Raw genomic sequence first — 18,606 nt, forward strand, 5'->3', positions numbered from 1 at the left:
GATTTATAATGAGTATTTTGCTGATCAAGCTAGTTTTTAAATTCATAGATAGCCAAAATGATTATGGCAATTAGTGCTATAAGAAAGAAAATAAATAGGGCAGTTAGAAGTCCATATCCTAGTATAGATGCTAGCTTGGTAATTAACTTTTTCATAGAGAACAACCTTTCTAATATAGGAAGTGCGGATATAAGATATGACCATGGCAAAGACGGTATTGAAGAGTATCAAAAGCAACAATATTGCTACTTTAGAGGCTCAGGTACAACAAGAGACTTAGGCCAAACTTTTGGATAAAGTACAACAATTTCAGTCTTCTACAAATGCTAATGATCCATCTAATTTTGCAGCAACAGCAGAAAAGAACAAAAGCACAGTATCGTTCTGACTTTACTTTAATAGCGCTATCACTAGGCTCTCTCTATTGAACTTTTGCAGGACAGGCTTTTAAAAATCCGCTTCAGGATTCTCCATCTGCACTTAATTATGTTGCTGGAAAAACATTTGTTTCTGGTGATTCGTGTGTTGCTACCAGCGCCGGAAATCATAAAAGGTGCGAAAGCTCAAGAAGCAGGAGACAGATCCTGAAGTTTCGCCAATTCCCGAATACCTTTCAGGAGTAATAGTTGTCTTGGAAATAGATTGGCGTCTAGGAATTGAAATAAAATACAAATAAAGAATATATTATATTGGAAAAAAATGTTTTTGTCTATGTCAAAGAATATGGATTCTTCCATACTGAATTGGTAATATGAGTAAAAAAAGAGAAAGATACTGGGTTGAAACGGAGGGTAGTATATGAAAATAGCAAATGAAGCCAGATTTTTATTTAGAGAGAATAAAGTGGTTGCATTGAGCAGGCAAGCCGGGACATGGATGAGATTAACGAAAGAGTGTTATGACATTCTCATGCAGGCTATCGAGATGGCACTTACCAGGGAAAAGCTTATATCAAGTATGTATGACGAGGAAGACAGAATATACTTTGGAAATCTTTTGAGCAAATTATATGAAATTGGTGTCCTTACGGATGGAAACACACCACACAAGGCTGATTTGACAGATGTGAGTATTATTTTGACCAAACGTTGCAATTTGAAATGTACTCATTGCATTGTCGATGCCAAAGCAGAAGATTTTATAGATCATTTGAATACAGAGCAATTGAAAGAGGTCATAGACAAGGTTAAGGCTGCCGATCCTCGTAACATCACACTAACCGGTGGAGAACCTATGGTCAGAAAAGATTTTATGGAAATACTCGAGCATACTTACCATAAATTCAATGGGAAGATTACTTTAATGACAAATGGCACTTTGATCAATCCAGCGAATGTTGGGGCTATTGTTAAAATGGTCAGCAATATCAATATCAGTATTGATGGCGTTGACGAAGCGTCTTGCAGTTTAGTAAGAGGAAAAGGTGTTTTTAACAAAGTTATTCGTACGGTGCGGTTACTTCAGCAGAATGGATTCAATAAAATCAGTCTTTCCATGGTTTTAACTAAAAATAACGCAAATGTCGTTACTCAATTTCATGAATTATGTGAAGAGCTCGGAACTAAACCCATGCTACGTGCCTTGTCTCTGGAAGGGCGAGCCAAACAAAATAAGGAATTGCTTACAGAAGTTCAGTTACATGAGGATAACAAGGAATTGACTAAGTTTGTTGAGTCCAAAACCCGTGTTTTTGGGTGTTCCTGTTGCGCTGGCGTCGAAGAATGCACCATTGAGACTAATGGAGATATATTTCCATGTAATCTATTTGTTAATAAGGAGTTTAAAATGGGCAATATTCAAGAGGTTCATTCATTATCGGCAATTCTTCCGATAGAAAACAATGGCTGTGCTCATTCATGCCTTCACCGTTATGAGCCGGAAAAAAATGAACAATGCAAAAATTGCGATGTTAACCTATTTTGCTGGAGCTGCTTACATGATTTGTACCAGTTTGAGGCGAATCCAGAAGCGTTCAAGAACAGATGTGCATACATGAAACGGGAGCTTGGCGAGTTAGTCTGGAGTAGCTAGGGATATGATTGCAAAGGAGGCTATATTTTGATTGCAACAGTATATCTTACAAACAGGTGCAATATGGCATGTACATATTGTTATCAGGGGAGTGAAAAAGCAGATCGGTTGATGGATAGGGAGACTCTGATCCAGACTGCAAAATATATCGGCAGGCACTCCCGTCAGTTGCGAGCCTCCAATGTTATGGTCGTTATTCATGGAGGGGAGCCTGTCCTTGCATTCCAAGAAATGAAGTTACTTATGAGTGAAATTAGATCGATCATCCCAAATGTATATTTTTCAATTACCACCAATGGATTGTTACTAACAGATGAAGTTATTGATTATATATCTGAAGAATTTCTGTACGCATCCGTGAGCCTTGACGGGGATGAGTGGTCCCATGACTGCAACAGAATCACTCATAACGGCAAAGGGACATATAAACTAATTATTCCAAAAGCGTTAAAACTGCTGGCACAGAAAAATGATGTTAGAGCTAGGATGACCATTAACCCGTATACCGTAAAAAACTTATATGAGAATGTGAAGCATTTAGTCCATTTGGGTTTTGGGACCGTTGCTCCTGTTCCGGACGCTTTTGATTCAGACTGGGACTCCGATTCCATGGGAATTCTTAAAGAACAATTGGAACGCATTGTGAACTGGAAACTTGCAGAAAACATAGAAAATAAGATTACCATTATCGATGAGGTCATTTCTCCACCTCGAGGTAAGGGCCTATGTTCTGGTGGTGTAGACACGATTAGCATAGATACAGATGGAAGTATTTTTCCCTGCACGTATGTCGTCGGGAATAGCGAGTATCGCATGGGGCATATCGCGGAAGGCGTTGCTCTGGAGAAGATTGAACATATAAAAACTATTGGGGAAAAGCCTAACGATAGTTGTGTAGGATGCAGCAGATATCATAGTTGTTCGACGACTCGATGCAAAATTATTAACAAAGTGTGTATGGGAGACTACCATGTGTCTTCTCCAGTATTTTGCCATCTAGAAAATATTAAACATGAGCTTGGATTGTATTATCGCGAGCAGACCCAAACCAGCATGAGAAACATGATGACATGAAGGGAGGTGATAAAGTGGAACTTAAAGTGAAAAAAATCACAGATTATATGGATTTATCAGTATCAGGTCAGGGTTGTAAAGATGATTGTATCGGTATGATCTGGAAAGCCAAAACCGACAAGGAAACCAAAGGCTGCTACTACAGCAATTCAGGTTATACACCTGAAACCACCTCATGGTTCTAAAAGAGAGGAGGAAAATACATGAGCTTAAAGTTATCTAAGATTACAGACAAAACGGAATCATTGGAAGTCATAGGTCAAGGATGCAAAACCGATTGCGTTACAGATTGGGTCTGGAAAGGGAATACGAATGGTAATGTCAAGGGCTGCGTAAAGTGGGAGAACGTATACACGCCACAAACGACTTCTTGGTTCTAATAAGTGCTTTCAATTATGGGATCATATCTATATGATCCCTTTTAAAATACAATATCTTTCTACTGAGGTGTTTATGGCCAATCCTTCGCTTGTAATTATTGATAGCGGTATTGACGATCTTACATTGGGAGGAAGCTTAGTAAAAGAATATGAGTATGATAAAGGTTTGGGGAAATGGAATGAGGTCTCTCAAAGTTTTGATCATTCAGGTCATGGCACGGCTTGTGCTTCAATTATCAAAAAAAAGATTCCGTCGGTCAGTATTATTTCGTTAAGGATTTTAAATAAAGAATCAAAAACTTCAATTACTGCTTTAAATTCAGCTCTGAAATTTTGCTTGGAATTAGATAGCGCATTGATTCATCTTAGTCTTGCTACAACATCCATAGAGAGAGTTCCAGATTTGAAAGCAACCTGTGAGTTGTTAAAGAAGGAAGGCAAAATTATTGTTTGTTCGGAATCCAATACGTCCAGATTTAGTTACCCTGCCTCATTTTCTTCGGTTATAGGAGTGAGAGGGTCATTTTTTGAGAATGAAGAGGAATTATGGTTTAACCCTAATTATACTATTCAAGCTGTCGCAAGTCTCGTGCCGGAGTATACAACCCGTTCAGCTAACCAATATATGTTCATGGGCGGTAATAGCAAAGCAGCTGCATTAGTAACTTCGGAAATTATTCGTTATATGCGAGAAGGAGATCTCAAGTTTGAAAGAATTTTGCAGAGACTGGAATCTCAGGCTTCAAGAAGGGAATGGAGTGAAGGTGTTATTATTAGAAGTTTCAATTCTCTTCTGAGCAAGTCTCCGAAATGTATTGAATTAAGTCCTAGTGAGAAGGGAATTTATCAAGCTCTTCTTCAATGGTTACCTGAGGGACAAATAAAGATTGATACAAACCTGTTTCTTGGAGGCTTTCTTCAATCTCCGGATAGATTAATGGAACTTTTGCAGAAGATTGAACAACACTTTGAATTGGTTATTCCTGACGATGACTTGCAAATCCAAAAATTTATAACCCCATATTCTATTATTAAGCTCATTACGGGGTGCTTGTGATGAGTAAAATCAAAATGCTTAAAGATGTGTTTGCATTTATATTACCTAACAACAAGAAAGATTATTTATTTGCAGTAATATTACTGTTGATTAGCACTGGCGCGGCAGTTGCCTCTCCATATTTTATTATGAGAATTTTGGATAATGCTCTATCTTTTCAGGGATTACAATTGTTCTATATTAACATCGGATTAGCATTGCTCTGCAACTTGCTGCAGTATGGGAGTAAATTTGGATCTGATTATTTGTTTGAAAAAATAGGAAGGAGATTCACTTCTTCCCATAGAAAGAAAGTATTAAGCCACGTCAGTAAGTTTTCCGGCTCAGAACTGATCACGTTGGAGACGGGCGATACGTATACCGTGTTATTTGAAGATATTGAGAACGTCCGTCAGATTGCTACCAAAGACTTAATCAACTTTCTATCAGACATCATGATGTCACTAGGCATGTTAGTGTTCCTATTATGGATTCAACCGGATATAGTACTCATTGTTGTTTTGTTGCAGTCTGGGGTATTTATTTTCCAAAGAATTTGTAATCGTAAAATGGAGCATTATGGGGAGAGAGCCAGAAATGCAATGGGGAGTATGGCTTCATTCTCACAGCAATTATTGAGTAATCTGTTCAGTATTATTTTATTACATTCAGGAAACTACTTTCTGAACCGATTTGCTATCGAGGAGGAAGAGAGTGCCCGCACGAAAATGAGATTGCAAAATCTGATATCTGGTTTCTCTAATGTACTCAATATCTTTAGCAGTTTAATAACGTTAATTATACTGGGCTATGGTGGATACAAAGTTATGATGGGGGCACTTACCATCGGAGGATTGGTAACGTTCAATATATACTCTCAACGATTAATATCTCCTATAACAAGAGCTTCCCAGTACCAGATGACCCTCACAGATGCCTACATTTCTTGGAATAGAGTTAGCAGAATTATGAATACTCCTATTCCATCAGATTCTTATTATTCCAGTCACATAGTCAATAAATTCAATGATTTTGATATTCAATTCTGTAATGTTCAATTTCACTACGCAGAGGATACGGTTATTTCTAAATTTAATTTGCGATTGGATTCAGATCAGACTCATGCCATTGTAGGGGAAAGTGGATCAGGGAAATCTACGTTAGTTAACTTGTTACTTAGGTTATGGGAACCCTCACGTGGAGAAATTAGAATCGATGGAAGGGATATTAGAGATCTCCCTATTAACTCTCTAAGAGATTTGATAGGGATTGTTAACCAGAATACGTTTTTATTTAATGATTCCATATACAACAATATCGTGATAGGTAGAGAAAACATTACTGAGCAGGATGTGGTAGACGCTTTGAAAAGAGCGGATATTTATGATTTTGTTCAAAGTTTGCCTGGAAAAATCCATACCATCGTTGGAGAACAAGGTATCAAACTGTCGGGTGGTCAAAAACAAAGAATCTCTATTGCCAGAGCATTACTGGGGAAAAATCCTATTTTGATTCTGGATGAAGCCACATCCATGCTGGATAATTTCTCAGAAGAAAAAATTATGAGTAAGTTTTTGGAAAGTAAGGGGCACAGACTTAAAATTATTATTGCCCATCGACTATCTACTATAACCAAAGCAGACGTGATCCACGTGATCCACGAGGGTAGGGTTGTTGAAGAAGGAACGCACTTCCAACTTATGGAGTATGGAGGTTATTATTACAGGTTGTTTACAACTTCCAATAATATGCAGACAGAGGGTGAAATAAATCACGGAAGGGAAGAAGTGGATATGTTATAAAATGGAAATAATATACTGAGGTGGCCAATATGACTATTGTTACACAAGATCTTTACAAAAAATACGGGAATCAGGATGCGCTCAAAGGGATCAATATAACTATACCTACAGGAATGTATGGGATTTTAGGGAGAAATGGTGCGGGAAAGACAACATTCATGCGCATACTCACCACGTTAATTGAGCCCAATAGTGGTAGTGTCGAAATGAATGGTATTCCCTTGTTACCCAAGAACGTAAATAAGATTAAAGCCATGGTGGGGTATTTACCACAGGAGTTTGGTTTTTATCCTAACTTCACAGTTAGGGAGAGCTTGGAATATATTGGTCTTCTGAATAAAATGGACTCTAGAATAATCAAGGCTCGCATCGATGACATCTTGGAAGAGGTTAACTTGATTCAACATACGCGAAAAAAAGTGAGGCAGTTGTCTGGGGGGATGAAACGTAGACTTGGTGTAGCCCAAGCTATTTTACATGAGCCAGAGATTCTTATCGTGGATGAACCAACAACAGGTGTTGATCCCGAGGAACGGATTGCACTGAGAAATCTATTAAGTAACTACTCCCGGGACAAGATTGTTATATTATCAACTCATATCATTGAGGATATAGCCAGCACCTGCAACCAGATCGCCATCTTGGATCAGGGTCGCCTTGCATTTGATGGGGAAGTACGAAGTCTGATAAAGCAGGGTGAAGGATGCGTGTGGACTGCAATGGTATATGACGTGGAAGAATTGGATCTTGTTAAGGAAAGCTATCCTGTCCTATCTACACGTTTTCTGGAAAATGGAATTGAGATTAGAATGATATCTAGAACAAGGCCAGCTATGGAATGCAGTCCCGTATCTCCAAGCATTGAAGATGCCTATATGCTTCTTCTGAAAGGATGAGGTTTATCTATGTCCGTTCTCAAGCTCATGGGATTTGAAATGAAACAACAATTCAGGAGCCCGATCCTTATCATGATCGGGTTAATTCTGATAATCTTTACCTATTCGGAATTCAATACATATATATATTATTATCCAATACAGAGCCAATCTGATATTGAAGGTTTACAACAGTCAGGATATCATTCTTTTCTCTATGTACCTCAGGCTGACGAAGATGTTAACGGTATTCATACTGAGGTGATCGGTACTGTTAAACAGGTCAACCAAAATTTGCTGCGAGAATTGGATGGTCGGACATTAACCTCTGTAGTAGCTCAAATCTTTGCCGACCGTATGCAAGTTGTGTCTTCGCTGCTGGCTCTGCCGTTATTTACGTTTATGTTTGACAAGGATCGCAGGTTTAGGATGAATGAGCTTGTTCGAACGCGACCCATCCATAAATATAGTTATGTTCTGGGGAAATACGGTGGAGTGCTATTGTCTTATTTGTCCATCATTACTGTCATAGGTATTATTCTGAACACCTGGGTGCTGTTCAAGGTATCGGGCTCAGGCAGTGGTTTAACGGGAAGCTTCTGGGATATGCCGATAACTTTGATTATACAGGTCTATCCAACAATATTGTATATGAGCGCCTTTATCGTCGGTATTTCCTTGTTATTTTCAAGCAACGTTATAAGTGTTCCGGTGGTGTTGGTATATGTTATTTTTAGTATTTCAATAACAGCTTTCACCGGAGAAGTGAATAACGATGTAGAACTATATAGTGCTATTATTCGAAATGACACAGGGTTCATTGAGCAATCGCAAGTCATGGTTCTGTTGAATCGCTTAATATACCTGGTTGCCACAGTTGCCATTCTTTACTTTGCTGGGTTTTGGTGGGAGAAGACGGGGAGGAGAGTTGATAAGTAGTGCTTAGAGATATAGCCTATCAATGGAAACTGATATATAGCCCCGTTCGATGGATCGTGTGTCTGCTATTCATTGTAATGGTGCCCTTCATATTCTATGCGCCAACAGCCAGAGACGTCTTGAACATATCAGAAATATATATGCCGTTGGCTGGAATGATTATGATGACCGATCTGATGTTAATTGAAGTTACATGTCAGGCAAGTGAAACTGTATATATGAGCAAGCAACACAGGGGGGTACCTCTGGCTTACAGATTCATTATGATTACCATACTTCTTTCATGTTGTTTACTAATTTCCTACGTTATAATTCAAGGGAAAAGTATGGACACGAGCTCGTTTACGTTTGATTTTCTCAAGATGTACATGATTGTTATGCCGGGAATACTTCTGATGGGCATGCTTGGAATGACGTTTGCCAATTTAACCTCATTCACTGCCGCCGGATACCTGCCTGCGCTGCTATACTGGGGATATTGGATGACCAATTCGACTATGAATCAGGATATGCCTTTTCATCTGTTTGCATTTGCCAACAATAATAACTATATCTTATCCAAAGGATTGCTTCTCCTCACTGCATTATTTTTTCTCGGAATAAATATTTATATGGTCAATCAGAGTCCATTGCGTAGAATGCGAATAAATCATCTGAAAAAGCATATAAAGCGATTTAAGAAAAAGATTATGTGAATACCAATCCACAGAGGGCCAAACGTTGCTTGTTTCCACACGAAAAAGCCCTTGTAATAGTAATGTTGCATCAGAACACTGTAGTCCATATGGACGGCAGTGTTTTTTCTTTTGGTGTGTTTGGTGTAGCAGAAATACCTACTGGTCTGCAATCAAAAAAGCCTTTAGACACAGGTATATGGTCGTATACAACCTATTTTTTACTTATGATACAATATAGTCCGCATCCAATGTGAACCGCGCTTGTTATCCGAAAGGGTTATTTTTGGAACAGGTATTCATAACTTGAAGCAGGGGTTAATGGTTCTGAGGAATATACATACGATAAGGGGAAGAGCATATGATGAAATGGAAATATACGATGAAAATGTTTACGATCATGTTCAGTGTAGCAGCTGTTCTGACAGCTTGTGGTGGTGGAGCTAAAGAAACGCCAAAGCCAGAGGCAACTTCCAGTACAGAAGTCACTCCATCCGAGACGAGTAGCACAGATCCTGTCTCAACGGAAGCGACGACATCTGGTTCGAATGGGAATGAACAGACAGGTTCAGCTACCGAAGAAGGTCGCATTGGGATGGACTCCACTATGGAAGAGTTGGAGCAGAAGTATACGGATAAGCTCGGTTATATCCGTATCCCAATTAGTGATCATCCGATTCGTCGAATCAGTGAGAATGGGTCTAAAAATGTTAATATTTCCAATTATGGTGATGCTGTTGTGGATTTGAATGCCGGTGTGCCGGTTCATTCCGATTCGCAGAAGCTGATCGATGATGCTTTCCCTTTTTTTACAACGGTGCAAGCACCTGACGTGTCTTATGTGACTTGGGAAGAGGCCACCAATATGGAGCGTGCCATGGTGAAAACGCTGTTTATCGCCCGTGAAGGCTTGCTCATCACTGAGGATGCTATGAAGAATAAGGACTACAGCAGCCAGGAATTTCGTGATTCCATGAATTTCTTCACAGTAACCGCCAAGTTCGAATCCATGGCACCCGTGGCACAGCATCCGTACGACATTACACTGACCACGCTGTATGAGAAGGCTCGAAAATCGTGGGGGCAGCTGGCTGCAATGGACCCGGAGCAGGATGAAGCGGCATTTGCCGAGATGTATAAGACGGCCCGAAAGGATGCCAACAATGCGATGGGATTTCTTAATGTGGTGTTGTCTACGAATGAGGAAGAGCGAATCAAAGAGATCTATGGGGAGTAAACCTAGCAATGTGCTGGTCGGCAGTGCCGTTGTAGCTTTTACCGCAGGAATTGCCAATGAAGGTGCAGAAGCTCAAGAGGCAGCGGCGGCATTGGTTTTTAATCCATAATGGTATTTATTTCTATATAACAACTAAAAAAGAGATTAGTTTCCCATTATTATCAAAAAAAGTGACTCTGAGCTTTTGAGTCACTTTTTATTTTGGGTTAGTGCTTTATAGATAGGTTGGTAATGGGTTGGAAAACTTATTTGGAGTTAACCTCTTCCTCGCTTTTTCGTTTGTCAATAAACTCTCCCGGTCCACTAGCTCCTTCAATTTCTAGAGAGGGAAGATAGAACGTAAGGGAAACTTTGGTATAGGGGTCATCTTTAGGATATCCATTTAAAACCATAGTAGAAGACATAGGCACATTAATATAAAACTCAGTAAATTCAACATCCGCATCATAATATTTTTTAAAGTAGTCTTGACCGATAGGAACGGCTCTTTCGTAATATGTATTCGCTTCTTTGTCAGAAAGTCCTCCACAGCCAGTGGCCATAGTGACGGTACCTAAAATCAGCACTGCTAAACAAAACCATTTAAGAAAGATAATATTTCTATCTCCTACAGGAGTTTGAGTGTAATATCTCATTTGTAGTTAACCTTTTCCTCGCTCTTTCGTTTGTCAATAAATTCTCCCGGTCCACCTTCTGAATCGATTTCCAAGGATGGTAGATGAAATATTAAAGAAACCCATGTTTGCGGATCATCTTTAACATGTCCATTTAATACGATTGTAGAAGACATAGGTAATAAGATCTGGTAATCGTTGAATTCAACATCCGCATCATAATACTTCTTGAAATATTCTTGTCCAATAGGAATCGCTTTATGATAATATTCATCACTTTCACTCTGAGATAATCCTCCGCAACCAGTTACAAGGATCATAAGTGTAATGAACATTAGTAATAAACGATGGTTAATAACCAAAATGAATATACATCCTTTCTTGGAAAAAAGTATGTGTCATAGTATACTATAATCCTCATGAAAATACATACGCCAATGCTATAGACCTTTAAAGACCATCCTATTCTCCATGGAGATTGGTGCTTAAAGGTTTTTGTTATCTTAATTTCTAAATAGACACATCTTTCAAAAAACGCTTACAAAATTTCAATTCTGCCCTACCCATTCGGCTACGAAGCTGAGATAATGGAAAGGGCTGATCCGATGAGGATTTTAGACGACATAAGAGATAGCGGTTACAACCCGCTCGCATATGAAATGGGAGGAATAGAGATGACCACACAGGTAACAGAACTCATTCAGTCAAAACAGGGACAGGCATTGCTTGCGCAAATGTACGGTTCACAGCATGCTGAGGAACAGGGCGCACGATACATCAAGCTAGATGCTTCATTTCGCGAGCACTTTGGTGAGCAAGAGCAGGTGCATTTGTTCAGTTCTCCGGGACGCAGCGAGATCGGTGGTAACCATACGGACCATAACCATGGTAAAGTTCTTGCGGGTAGTATCACACTGGATACGATTGCGGTAGCAGCAGCGACAGATGATTCCGTAATTACGTTTTACTCCGAGGGATATGATCAAAAATATGTCATCGATCTTGCAGATTTGAAGCCGAACGCAAATGACGACGGTACTACTGCATTGATTCGTGGTATGGCTGCCGGACTTGTCGAAATGGGCTATAAGGTTGGCGGATTCAAGGCAGACATCTCCAGTAACGTATTTGCGGCCTCTGGCGTGAGCTCCTCTGCATCCTTCGAGATGTTGATCTGTACGATCCTGAACCATTTCTACAATGAAGGTAAACTGGACGTTGTGACACTTGCGAAGATTGGGCAGTATGCAGAAAATCATTTCTGGAACAAACCGTCCGGCCTGTTGGATCAAATGGCTTGTGCATATGGGGGTCTGATCTCCATTGATTTTGCCAATCCGGCTGAACCTGTGATTGAGCCTGTGGAATGGAATTTCCAAGAGAACGGTTATTCCTTGGTCATCGTGAATACAGGTGGTAACCATGCCGACCTGACAGAAGATTATGCTTCGGTTCCTAATGAGATGAGAGCTGTTGCGAAGGCGCTTGGCGCTGAATATGTACGTGAAATTTCGGAAGAAGACATCTATGCGAAGCTGCCTGCGATCCGTGAAGCAGCTGGAGATCGCGCTGTATTGCGTGCACTGCATTTCCTGGAAGAGAATAAACGCGTGGATGGACAAGTATCTGCTCTACGCGAAGGACGCTTTACTGATTTCTTGTCCCTCATTACTGCGTCGGGTAACTCATCATGGAAATGGCTGCAAAACGTGTACCAAAGCGGTGCTTCGCGTGCACAGGAGATATCCGTCGCTCTGGCATTGACCGAGAATTACTTGAGTAAACTAGGGGATGGCGCTTGCCGTGTCCACGGCGGTGGATTTGCAGGGGTTATTCTGGCTATTGTACCGAATGCCAAGGCAGAGGAATACATGAACTGGATGCGTGGCATGCTGGATACACCAGTCATCGTGGTTAACGTGCGCCAGCATGGCTCCATCTGTTTGAATGCGGAGCTGAATGAAGTTTAAGGCGATAATAATTCAAGGCGGCCTGGAGGAAATTCCTCTAGGTCGCCTTTTTTGGATTCGGGAAATAATGCCGGACAATGGTTAGTCAGATGAGTTTCATATTAAACGTTGATTCTGAAAAATCGTGTCTTCATGCCAGAAGTCCTCGATCTCAGCAAGGATAACACTTGCCGGTGTAATGGTGGCTTCCGTAATCGGTTGGCCTGTTTTGTTCAGATAATATCGGATCAGATGATATCCGCAAGCGTATCCCGCAGCGTAGGGCATGCCCACAGGCGAAAAGTGCTGCATACGTGCGAGTTCATCACCGTAAAGATAAGGGTGAATCTGGTCGAACCCGGTCACACTTAATCGGTCTTTAATCTTAGGTTTAATGATGGTGTTTAAGGTATTCATATCCGTTTTAGTCACCCATGGTCCAAGTAGCCCCTCCCCATATAGTGATGTGGCAAAGTTCTCCGCAAGCCCCTCGCTCACCATCATCTCACCGAGTGTAATCGCCGGATTCCACTGGATATGTTGGTACCTCACATTATGGTTACACTCATGGGCAAGTACGGATGGAATGCGAGGTAGGGTATACGCGTTTGGAACCAGATTGGCAATAATATAACCTGGAATTCCTCCATCTCCACTAATGCCTTCATTTATTTGCAGCATCGGGCTGTCCGGATTACCTAATAAAATGGTGTATATGTATTCCGAAACGTTCAAGGTAACGCCATCCTCTATAAATGCATGCAGGTTTCTCTCAACCGCCTCCTGGCATTGCTGCCAGAATGTCTCCGAAGAGATGGCTGCGAGAGGTTCTTTAATGTCCGCAGTGATCGCTTCTGGTGCGATATTCATCCAGTTGTTCATCGTAATTACATCGAAACCGCCAGGCTCCTGAGCGCGGAAAGGGATGTGCTGAATGTTCCATTTTTCCATAAAAGGGCTCAGCATCTTCTGACGGTACAATTCTATTTTTTCCGCTGGCACAGCTTGCATAATATTCTGATAGATCTTGTCTGAACGTAACGCAGTTATGTTTAAAGACATGTTAAATCGCTCCCTTGTGTATGATGGAACTCATTATCCGGGATCACGTTACGTGAGAGTCAAGTGGGTCTGGACAAGACTTTGATTTTGATTCTGAACTGGACCAGACTACATGGATGAATGGTGCTGTTGCTGCTCAGGAAGATCAGACACATTGCGCATCTTGGAGGCAAACAGGAAGCAGGCCACGATGTAAACGGCACTAAGTAACAGATAAGGCAGTTGCAATGAGAAGGAGCGGTCGAAAAAGGTTTCGCTCACACGTACGAGTAATCCGCCCAGCAAGGTGCCGATCGCACTAATGCCGAAGGACAGGAATCGGAATACGCTGCCTACACGCCCGAGTAGTTCATTCGGAACAGAGCGTTGCAAGATCGACGAACGTGTCACGTTATAAACAACAATGAAAAAAGCTGCACAGAAGTACAGGCCGCCGACAAGATAAGCATTGGACGTCAGTCCGACCGCGCCGTAAAGTATGCCCATCGACAGGATGGATAGAAGGATGAGCTGCTTGGCACTCCAGCGTGTTCGCATATGTGCTACAGCCTGACTACCCAGAATACTGCCGATCGTCGCAATGGAGATGAGTACACCGAAGGCATACGCTTCTAGCTGCAACACTTCACGTACAAAGAAGATTTGAGTCACCAGAATCATCGAGAACATTAAAGTGATCGTCACCGAGAGAATAGCGAGACCCCGGAGAAAACGATCCTGAAAGACATACTGAATGCCGGACCACATCTCACGTTTCCAATTATGCATCGGCGGGGCTTTCTGCTCAGACTCTTCCTGAGTTGTTTGCTTGGAATCTTCTGTTGATGGTTCTTGGTCTTGGGACGCTGTCGGTTTCGCAGGCACGAAGCTGCCGCGTAAACCCATAATCAGGAGCAACGAGAGTACAGCCGTTACGGTGTCGATGGCAAAAGGATAAACGATATGCAGCGTAATAATAACTCCGCCGAGTGCTACGCCCAGAATATCACTGGTGATCAGCTGCCCGGCCGTGAATTGGCCGTTGGCTTTTTCAAGATTCTTTTCCTCCACGATCTGAGGAATAATCGTCTGGACGGTGCTGTCAAGGACAACGCGGCTCAGACCGATTCCGAACATAAAGAGGGCAAGCAATGGGATACTGATCCAGCCTCCCCAGATACATATCGTCAGGATCAATAGAAACATCATCCGGGTAAAGGTGGCTCCAACCAGCATATGTTTGCGTGAATATCGGTCGATCAGCACACCAACCGGCAGGGTGAAAATAAGCCAAGGCAATCGCAGAGCGGTCATCGTAATGGATGCATATAACGTATCTGTCGTTAAGGTGGAGACAAGCCAGGGGACAGCAGCGAGAGTCAAACCGTCTCCTAGGAAAGTAAGGGAGAAAGCGCTGAATAGTTTGGTGTAATTATTCTTTACCGATATGGATTTGCTCTTCATTATGTCCTCCATTTAGCTGATGAATGGTGGTATCTACTCATACGTCGCAGGATAAAGTATGAATGTGGCATAACTCCAATTTATGGTATTATAAAATGGATTTCAATCCTTATTATGTAAACGGATGGAATGAAGAGGGAGGAATGTCTATGAATACATTGCATCCGGAGACAAGTCTGGAAGAGGCGCGTCTATACGAAGAATTGCACCGTGCACTGGTAGACATACCGCAAGGGGAAGGGCGGCAGCGAGTTATGCAGCGAATGATTCGTCAGCTACAAGCTACCAACGGGCGCAATAAGCGTTTGAATGGACTCAAGGAATCATGGAAAAGTGGCAGGCCAGCTAAGCTGTGGATATGGATCGCTACTGGAGCGCTTGCACCTGTCGTGTTCTTCTGTATATTTATCTGGGCATCCCTTTGGGTGGAGTGACGGGGAATATGAAACTGATAAAGGGACGTTCCTCAGTCTATTGTTAATTTCCTTTATTATTGATGGCTACATTTTTATTATCTTTAACGTATCCACTCAAATTAACAGTTATGACTACGATCCTTTGGATATAGACTCAACAAAAAATAGTTAGAATCGGGTGAGAAGAAGCTCCGAATCTAACTATTTTCATTTATATGTGGATGGCTAAGATCTGCGAGGCTGAAGGTCCGTTGTTATTTATTCATTACCTTGACCTGACCTTGCACATACTCATGGTAGTCCCGAAAACTGCTGATATGGTGAAGGGCATCAGTTTTCGACGATTGAATTTTGATTTTTCCAGACCGAGTGCTGTTCTTCATTTTGGCTACTGCATTTTTGGAGCCTTCGATATCCCCGGACATCTCTTGAATGCGTTGCAGCAGGGCAGGTTGGCCTTCATATTGAAGCATCTCGGCGAGCGGTCTCATCTCTTCGAGTTTTTGACTTGAACGTTCCAGCGTTGTCATGACTTGATCACCATCGGTGTTGACGCTTAGAGAGACCATGCGATGAATGTGATCTTTCTCCATCCGTTCCAGAGCTTCAAGGTGAGAAGCTTCTAACCGTTTGGGATCTCCCCAGCTCTGGGCCTGTTCAGTTTGCTGAGACTGATCCATTGCCGTATGGTTGCCGTTTCCGCTGTTAGTCCCGCATCCCCAAACTAACGAGGTACATGCCAGAATCGCTCCAATAGCAGCTATGCATTTTATACTCATGTTGTCTTGTCACTCCTTCAAAATTTTCCTGAAGGTAGTATGAGCTATATTTTCCAAAAACATGCCTGATTTTTCAAGGATTCATTCTACAAGATTGCGCGTAAGACTACGATTTGGAAATGAGCCGGCATAGGAGAGGTTAGAATGAAGATCACTATGTTGTGTTGAAAATATAACGACTGAAATCCCTCATGCTGAGTTTCAACAAAATATCAGACCGAGATGGACGCAATAGAAAGAAAGCGATAACATGTACTGTATAAGGTATAGATCAAGCTATGCAGGATGAGTATTCAGGACGAGTAGATCGAGAGCTCCGACGGTTTCACTGAACAAACAGGGAGGAACACACAATGACCATATCAACAAAATCACCTGAAGAGATTACAGTAGGTTTTATTGGAACAGGCGTTATGGGGAAAAGCATGGCTGGTCACATTCAGCGTGCAGGTTATCCGCTTCATGTATACACGCGCACTGCCGCTAAGGCAGAAGCGCTCGTGAAGGAAGGGGCTGTCTGGCATGAAACGCCGGCAGACTTGGCTGCTGCATGTGATGTGATCATTACCATGGTAGGTTACCCCAAGGATGTAGAGGAGATTTATCTCGGAGAAGCTGGGCTTGTTGCTCATGCTAAGCCGGGTTCATATCTGATTGACATGACCACATCCAGCCCGCTGCTGGCAGCCCGCATTGCGGAGGCGGCCGAAGCCAAAGGTCTGCACGCACTGGACGCGCCTGTATCCGGCGGTGACATTGGCGCTCGGGACGCCAAGCTGTCCATTATGGTGGGCGGTAACGAGGACGCCTATGAAGCGGTGCGTCCGATCTTTGAGCTGATGGGCACCAACATTGTGCTGCAAGGCAAGCCGGGCGCCGGGCAGCATACCAAGATGTGCAACCAGATTGCCATCGCCTCTGGCATGCTTGGCGTATGCGAAGCGCTCGCCTATGCCAAGACGTCGGGACTGGACGCGGAGAATGTGCTGAAGAGTATAGCAACAGGCGCAGCCGGAAGCTGGTCGCTCAGCAACCTCGGACCGCGTATGATCGCAGGCGACTATGAGCCGGGATTCTATGTGAAACATTTTATCAAAGACATGGGCATTGCCCTTGAATCTGCTCAAGCGATGGGCATGACAACGCCGGGACTGGCTCTGGCGGAATCCCTCTATCAGGAAATATCGAAGAACGGTTTGGACGAGAAAGGTACACAGGTGCTGTACACCTACTATCTTCAGGCCTGAAGTTGAACATGAGAAAATGACAGTGGACTCTTTGGCTTGGGGGAAGGGGATGCTGTCTTTTTCTTTTTATGTTGAGCCAAAGGTGTGTCTGAAATCGCAGATTAGGGTATATCATGTCGTGTACTTATAACAAATCATTGAATTTATCGAATATCCCTTTATTTTTGTTCGACTTTATCCGACATAAGTTATAGAAGTTTACATAATGATTGTACCAATATAAATAGAACGGAGCTTGCCCATGTTCAAAAAAATCTTGTCTCTGTTCAAGACTCAGTCAGAGCTTGTGAGCCCGCTTACCGATTCTGTTTCAGCTGCGGCTGTGCCGACAGCTACAGCGATCCCTCCACGCATGGCGCGTAGTCGGCGCAAGAAGAAAAAATCGGATTCCGATTGGATCAGCGTCCCGCAAGAACCAACAACTGCCGAGCTTCTTCTTGGGTTGCCAAGCGAATATAAAGTGTTGAACGATCTGCTGGTTACCAATCCGAAGTCACGTTCGGGGTATTCACAGATTGATCATGTGGTGATTGGTCCGCGAGCAATCTTTGTCATCGAGACCCGCAACCTGACCACCGGAGAGATTCGTGGTGGCCGCCGGGAGGCGAATTGGTCGGTGAGCAGTAGCCGGGTCAAAATGTATAATCCGCTCATGCAGCATCGTGCTCGTGTTGAAGCGATTCAGGCACATCTCGGAGACTACAAGCGTGTTCGGCTTGTCTCCATGGTGACATTCACCAACCGCTGCCGGATCAGTGTGGATCCAGACGTAAGGTATGTCAATTCCGATGAGATGGTTATCTACGATCATGAATTGGTGGAGACCATCCAGCGCAAGACAGAACGGCTGGAGGCTGAACTTCCCGAAACCTTATATAAAGAGCAGGATACACAGATGATCTGGAACATGCTGAATGCAGCGAATACAACAGATTATCAGGTCCGGGCCGAGCATATGGCCAAGGCCAAAGGGATCAAGTAGTCAGGAACCAGTTAAACAGTAACTATTCGATCGGCTGAATGAATGAGCTACCAAGTTTTCAGAACC

20 protein-coding genes are annotated in these 18,606 nt (G+C 42.5%); 15 read left to right on the forward strand and 5 right to left on the reverse strand.

Annotated features, from left to right (window positions below):
- Window positions 1–63 precede the first annotated feature (63 nt).
- From PQG66_RS15945 to PQG66_RS15995, 11 genes are all read left to right on the forward strand, one after another.
- Window positions 64–297 carry a hypothetical protein gene (locus tag PQG66_RS15945; protein ID WP_272038746.1) on the forward strand — a complete coding sequence of 78 codons (234 nt, stop codon included), beginning with the start codon at window positions 64–66 and terminating at the stop codon, window positions 295–297.
- A gap of 501 nt (window positions 298–798) precedes the next feature.
- Window positions 799–2,031 (forward strand): radical SAM/SPASM domain-containing protein, encoded by a 1,233-nt coding sequence (locus PQG66_RS15950; protein WP_272038747.1) that lies wholly within the window; start codon window positions 799–801, stop codon window positions 2,029–2,031.
- Window positions 2,032–2,058: 27 nt separating this feature from the next.
- Window positions 2,059–3,105: a radical SAM/SPASM domain-containing protein gene (locus PQG66_RS15955; protein WP_272038748.1), complete on the forward strand. Its 1,047-nt coding sequence runs from the start codon at window positions 2,059–2,061 to the stop codon at window positions 3,103–3,105.
- 14 nt (window positions 3,106–3,119) lie between these two features.
- A complete protein-coding gene (locus PQG66_RS15960) occupies window positions 3,120–3,290 on the forward strand; it encodes a hypothetical protein (RefSeq protein ID WP_272038749.1) in 171 nt (56 codons plus the stop codon).
- Window positions 3,291–3,308: 18 nt separating this feature from the next.
- The gene (locus tag PQG66_RS15965) at window positions 3,309–3,485 is read left to right on the forward strand and encodes a hypothetical protein (RefSeq protein ID WP_272038750.1); all 177 of its coding nucleotides are present in this window, start codon (window positions 3,309–3,311) and stop codon (window positions 3,483–3,485) included.
- A 31-nt stretch (window positions 3,486–3,516) separates the two neighbouring features.
- Window positions 3,517–4,542 (forward strand): S8 family serine peptidase, encoded by a 1,026-nt coding sequence (locus PQG66_RS15970; RefSeq protein WP_272038751.1) that lies wholly within the window; start codon window positions 3,517–3,519, stop codon window positions 4,540–4,542.
- The gene (locus PQG66_RS15975; protein WP_272038752.1) at window positions 4,542–6,323 is read left to right on the forward strand and encodes an ABC transporter ATP-binding protein; all 1,782 of its coding nucleotides are present in this window, start codon (window positions 4,542–4,544) and stop codon (window positions 6,321–6,323) included. The genes PQG66_RS15970 and PQG66_RS15975 overlap by 1 nt, the downstream gene beginning before the upstream one ends.
- Window positions 6,324–6,352: 29 nt before the next feature.
- On the forward strand, window positions 6,353–7,219 hold the full coding sequence (locus PQG66_RS15980) for an ABC transporter ATP-binding protein (RefSeq protein ID WP_272038753.1): 867 nt from the start codon (window positions 6,353–6,355) through the stop codon (window positions 7,217–7,219).
- Window positions 7,220–7,246: 27 nt separating this feature from the next.
- Window positions 7,247–8,137, forward strand: coding sequence for a hypothetical protein (locus tag PQG66_RS15985; protein ID WP_272038754.1), 891 nt, complete (start codon window positions 7,247–7,249; stop codon window positions 8,135–8,137).
- Window positions 8,138–8,499: 362 nt separating this feature from the next.
- A complete protein-coding gene (locus tag PQG66_RS15990; RefSeq protein WP_272038755.1) occupies window positions 8,500–8,832 on the forward strand; it encodes a hypothetical protein in 333 nt (110 codons plus the stop codon).
- 340 nt (window positions 8,833–9,172) lie between these two features.
- Window positions 9,173–10,048: a hypothetical protein gene (locus tag PQG66_RS15995; protein ID WP_272038756.1), complete on the forward strand. Its 876-nt coding sequence runs from the start codon at window positions 9,173–9,175 to the stop codon at window positions 10,046–10,048.
- Window positions 10,049–10,293: 245 nt separating this feature from the next.
- On the opposite strand, the gene PQG66_RS16000 is transcribed toward PQG66_RS15995, so the two are convergent.
- Together PQG66_RS16000 and PQG66_RS16005 are read right to left on the reverse strand one after the other, a co-directional pair.
- On the reverse strand, window positions 10,294–10,683 hold the full coding sequence (locus PQG66_RS16000) for a hypothetical protein (protein WP_272038757.1): 390 nt from the start codon (window positions 10,681–10,683) through the stop codon (window positions 10,294–10,296).
- The gene (locus PQG66_RS16005; protein ID WP_272038758.1) at window positions 10,680–11,024 is read right to left on the reverse strand and encodes a hypothetical protein; all 345 of its coding nucleotides are present in this window, start codon (window positions 11,022–11,024) and stop codon (window positions 10,680–10,682) included. The genes PQG66_RS16000 and PQG66_RS16005 overlap by 4 nt, the downstream gene beginning before the upstream one ends.
- A 312-nt stretch (window positions 11,025–11,336) precedes the next feature.
- Between PQG66_RS16005 and PQG66_RS16010 the strand changes: the two genes are divergently transcribed.
- Window positions 11,337–12,632: a galactokinase gene (locus PQG66_RS16010; RefSeq protein ID WP_272038759.1), complete on the forward strand. Its 1,296-nt coding sequence runs from the start codon at window positions 11,337–11,339 to the stop codon at window positions 12,630–12,632.
- A 96-nt stretch (window positions 12,633–12,728) separates the two neighbouring features.
- Here PQG66_RS16010 and PQG66_RS16015 read toward each other — a convergent pair whose 3' ends face one another.
- Window positions 12,729–13,673, reverse strand: coding sequence for a DUF2268 domain-containing protein (locus PQG66_RS16015; protein ID WP_272038760.1), 945 nt, complete (start codon window positions 13,671–13,673; stop codon window positions 12,729–12,731).
- Between the two features lie 108 nt (window positions 13,674–13,781).
- Entirely contained in the window at window positions 13,782–15,116 is a 1,335-nt protein-coding gene (locus PQG66_RS16020) for an MFS transporter (protein WP_272038761.1), read from the reverse strand.
- A gap of 149 nt (window positions 15,117–15,265) precedes the next feature.
- Here PQG66_RS16020 and PQG66_RS16025 point away from each other — a divergent pair, with 149 nt between their 5' ends.
- A complete protein-coding gene (locus tag PQG66_RS16025) occupies window positions 15,266–15,550 on the forward strand; it encodes a hypothetical protein (protein ID WP_272038762.1) in 285 nt (94 codons plus the stop codon).
- Between the two features lie 236 nt (window positions 15,551–15,786).
- Here the strand turns inward: PQG66_RS16025 and PQG66_RS16030 are convergent, their stop codons facing one another.
- Complete coding sequence (locus PQG66_RS16030) at window positions 15,787–16,311, reverse strand: hypothetical protein (protein WP_272038763.1); 525 nt, start codon at window positions 16,309–16,311, stop codon at window positions 15,787–15,789.
- 353 nt (window positions 16,312–16,664) lie between these two features.
- Here PQG66_RS16030 and PQG66_RS16035 point away from each other — a divergent pair, with 353 nt between their 5' ends.
- On the forward strand, window positions 16,665–17,558 hold the full coding sequence (locus PQG66_RS16035; protein WP_272038764.1) for an NAD(P)-dependent oxidoreductase: 894 nt from the start codon (window positions 16,665–16,667) through the stop codon (window positions 17,556–17,558).
- Window positions 17,559–17,799: 241 nt separating this feature from the next.
- The gene (locus PQG66_RS16040) at window positions 17,800–18,540 is read left to right on the forward strand and encodes a nuclease-related domain-containing protein (RefSeq protein ID WP_272038765.1); all 741 of its coding nucleotides are present in this window, start codon (window positions 17,800–17,802) and stop codon (window positions 18,538–18,540) included.
- Window positions 18,541–18,606: the final 66 nt, after the last annotated feature.

Source organism: Paenibacillus sp. JJ-100 (assembly GCF_948329825.1).
In the GTDB taxonomy this organism is placed as follows: domain Bacteria; phylum Bacillota; class Bacilli; order Paenibacillales; family Paenibacillaceae; genus Paenibacillus.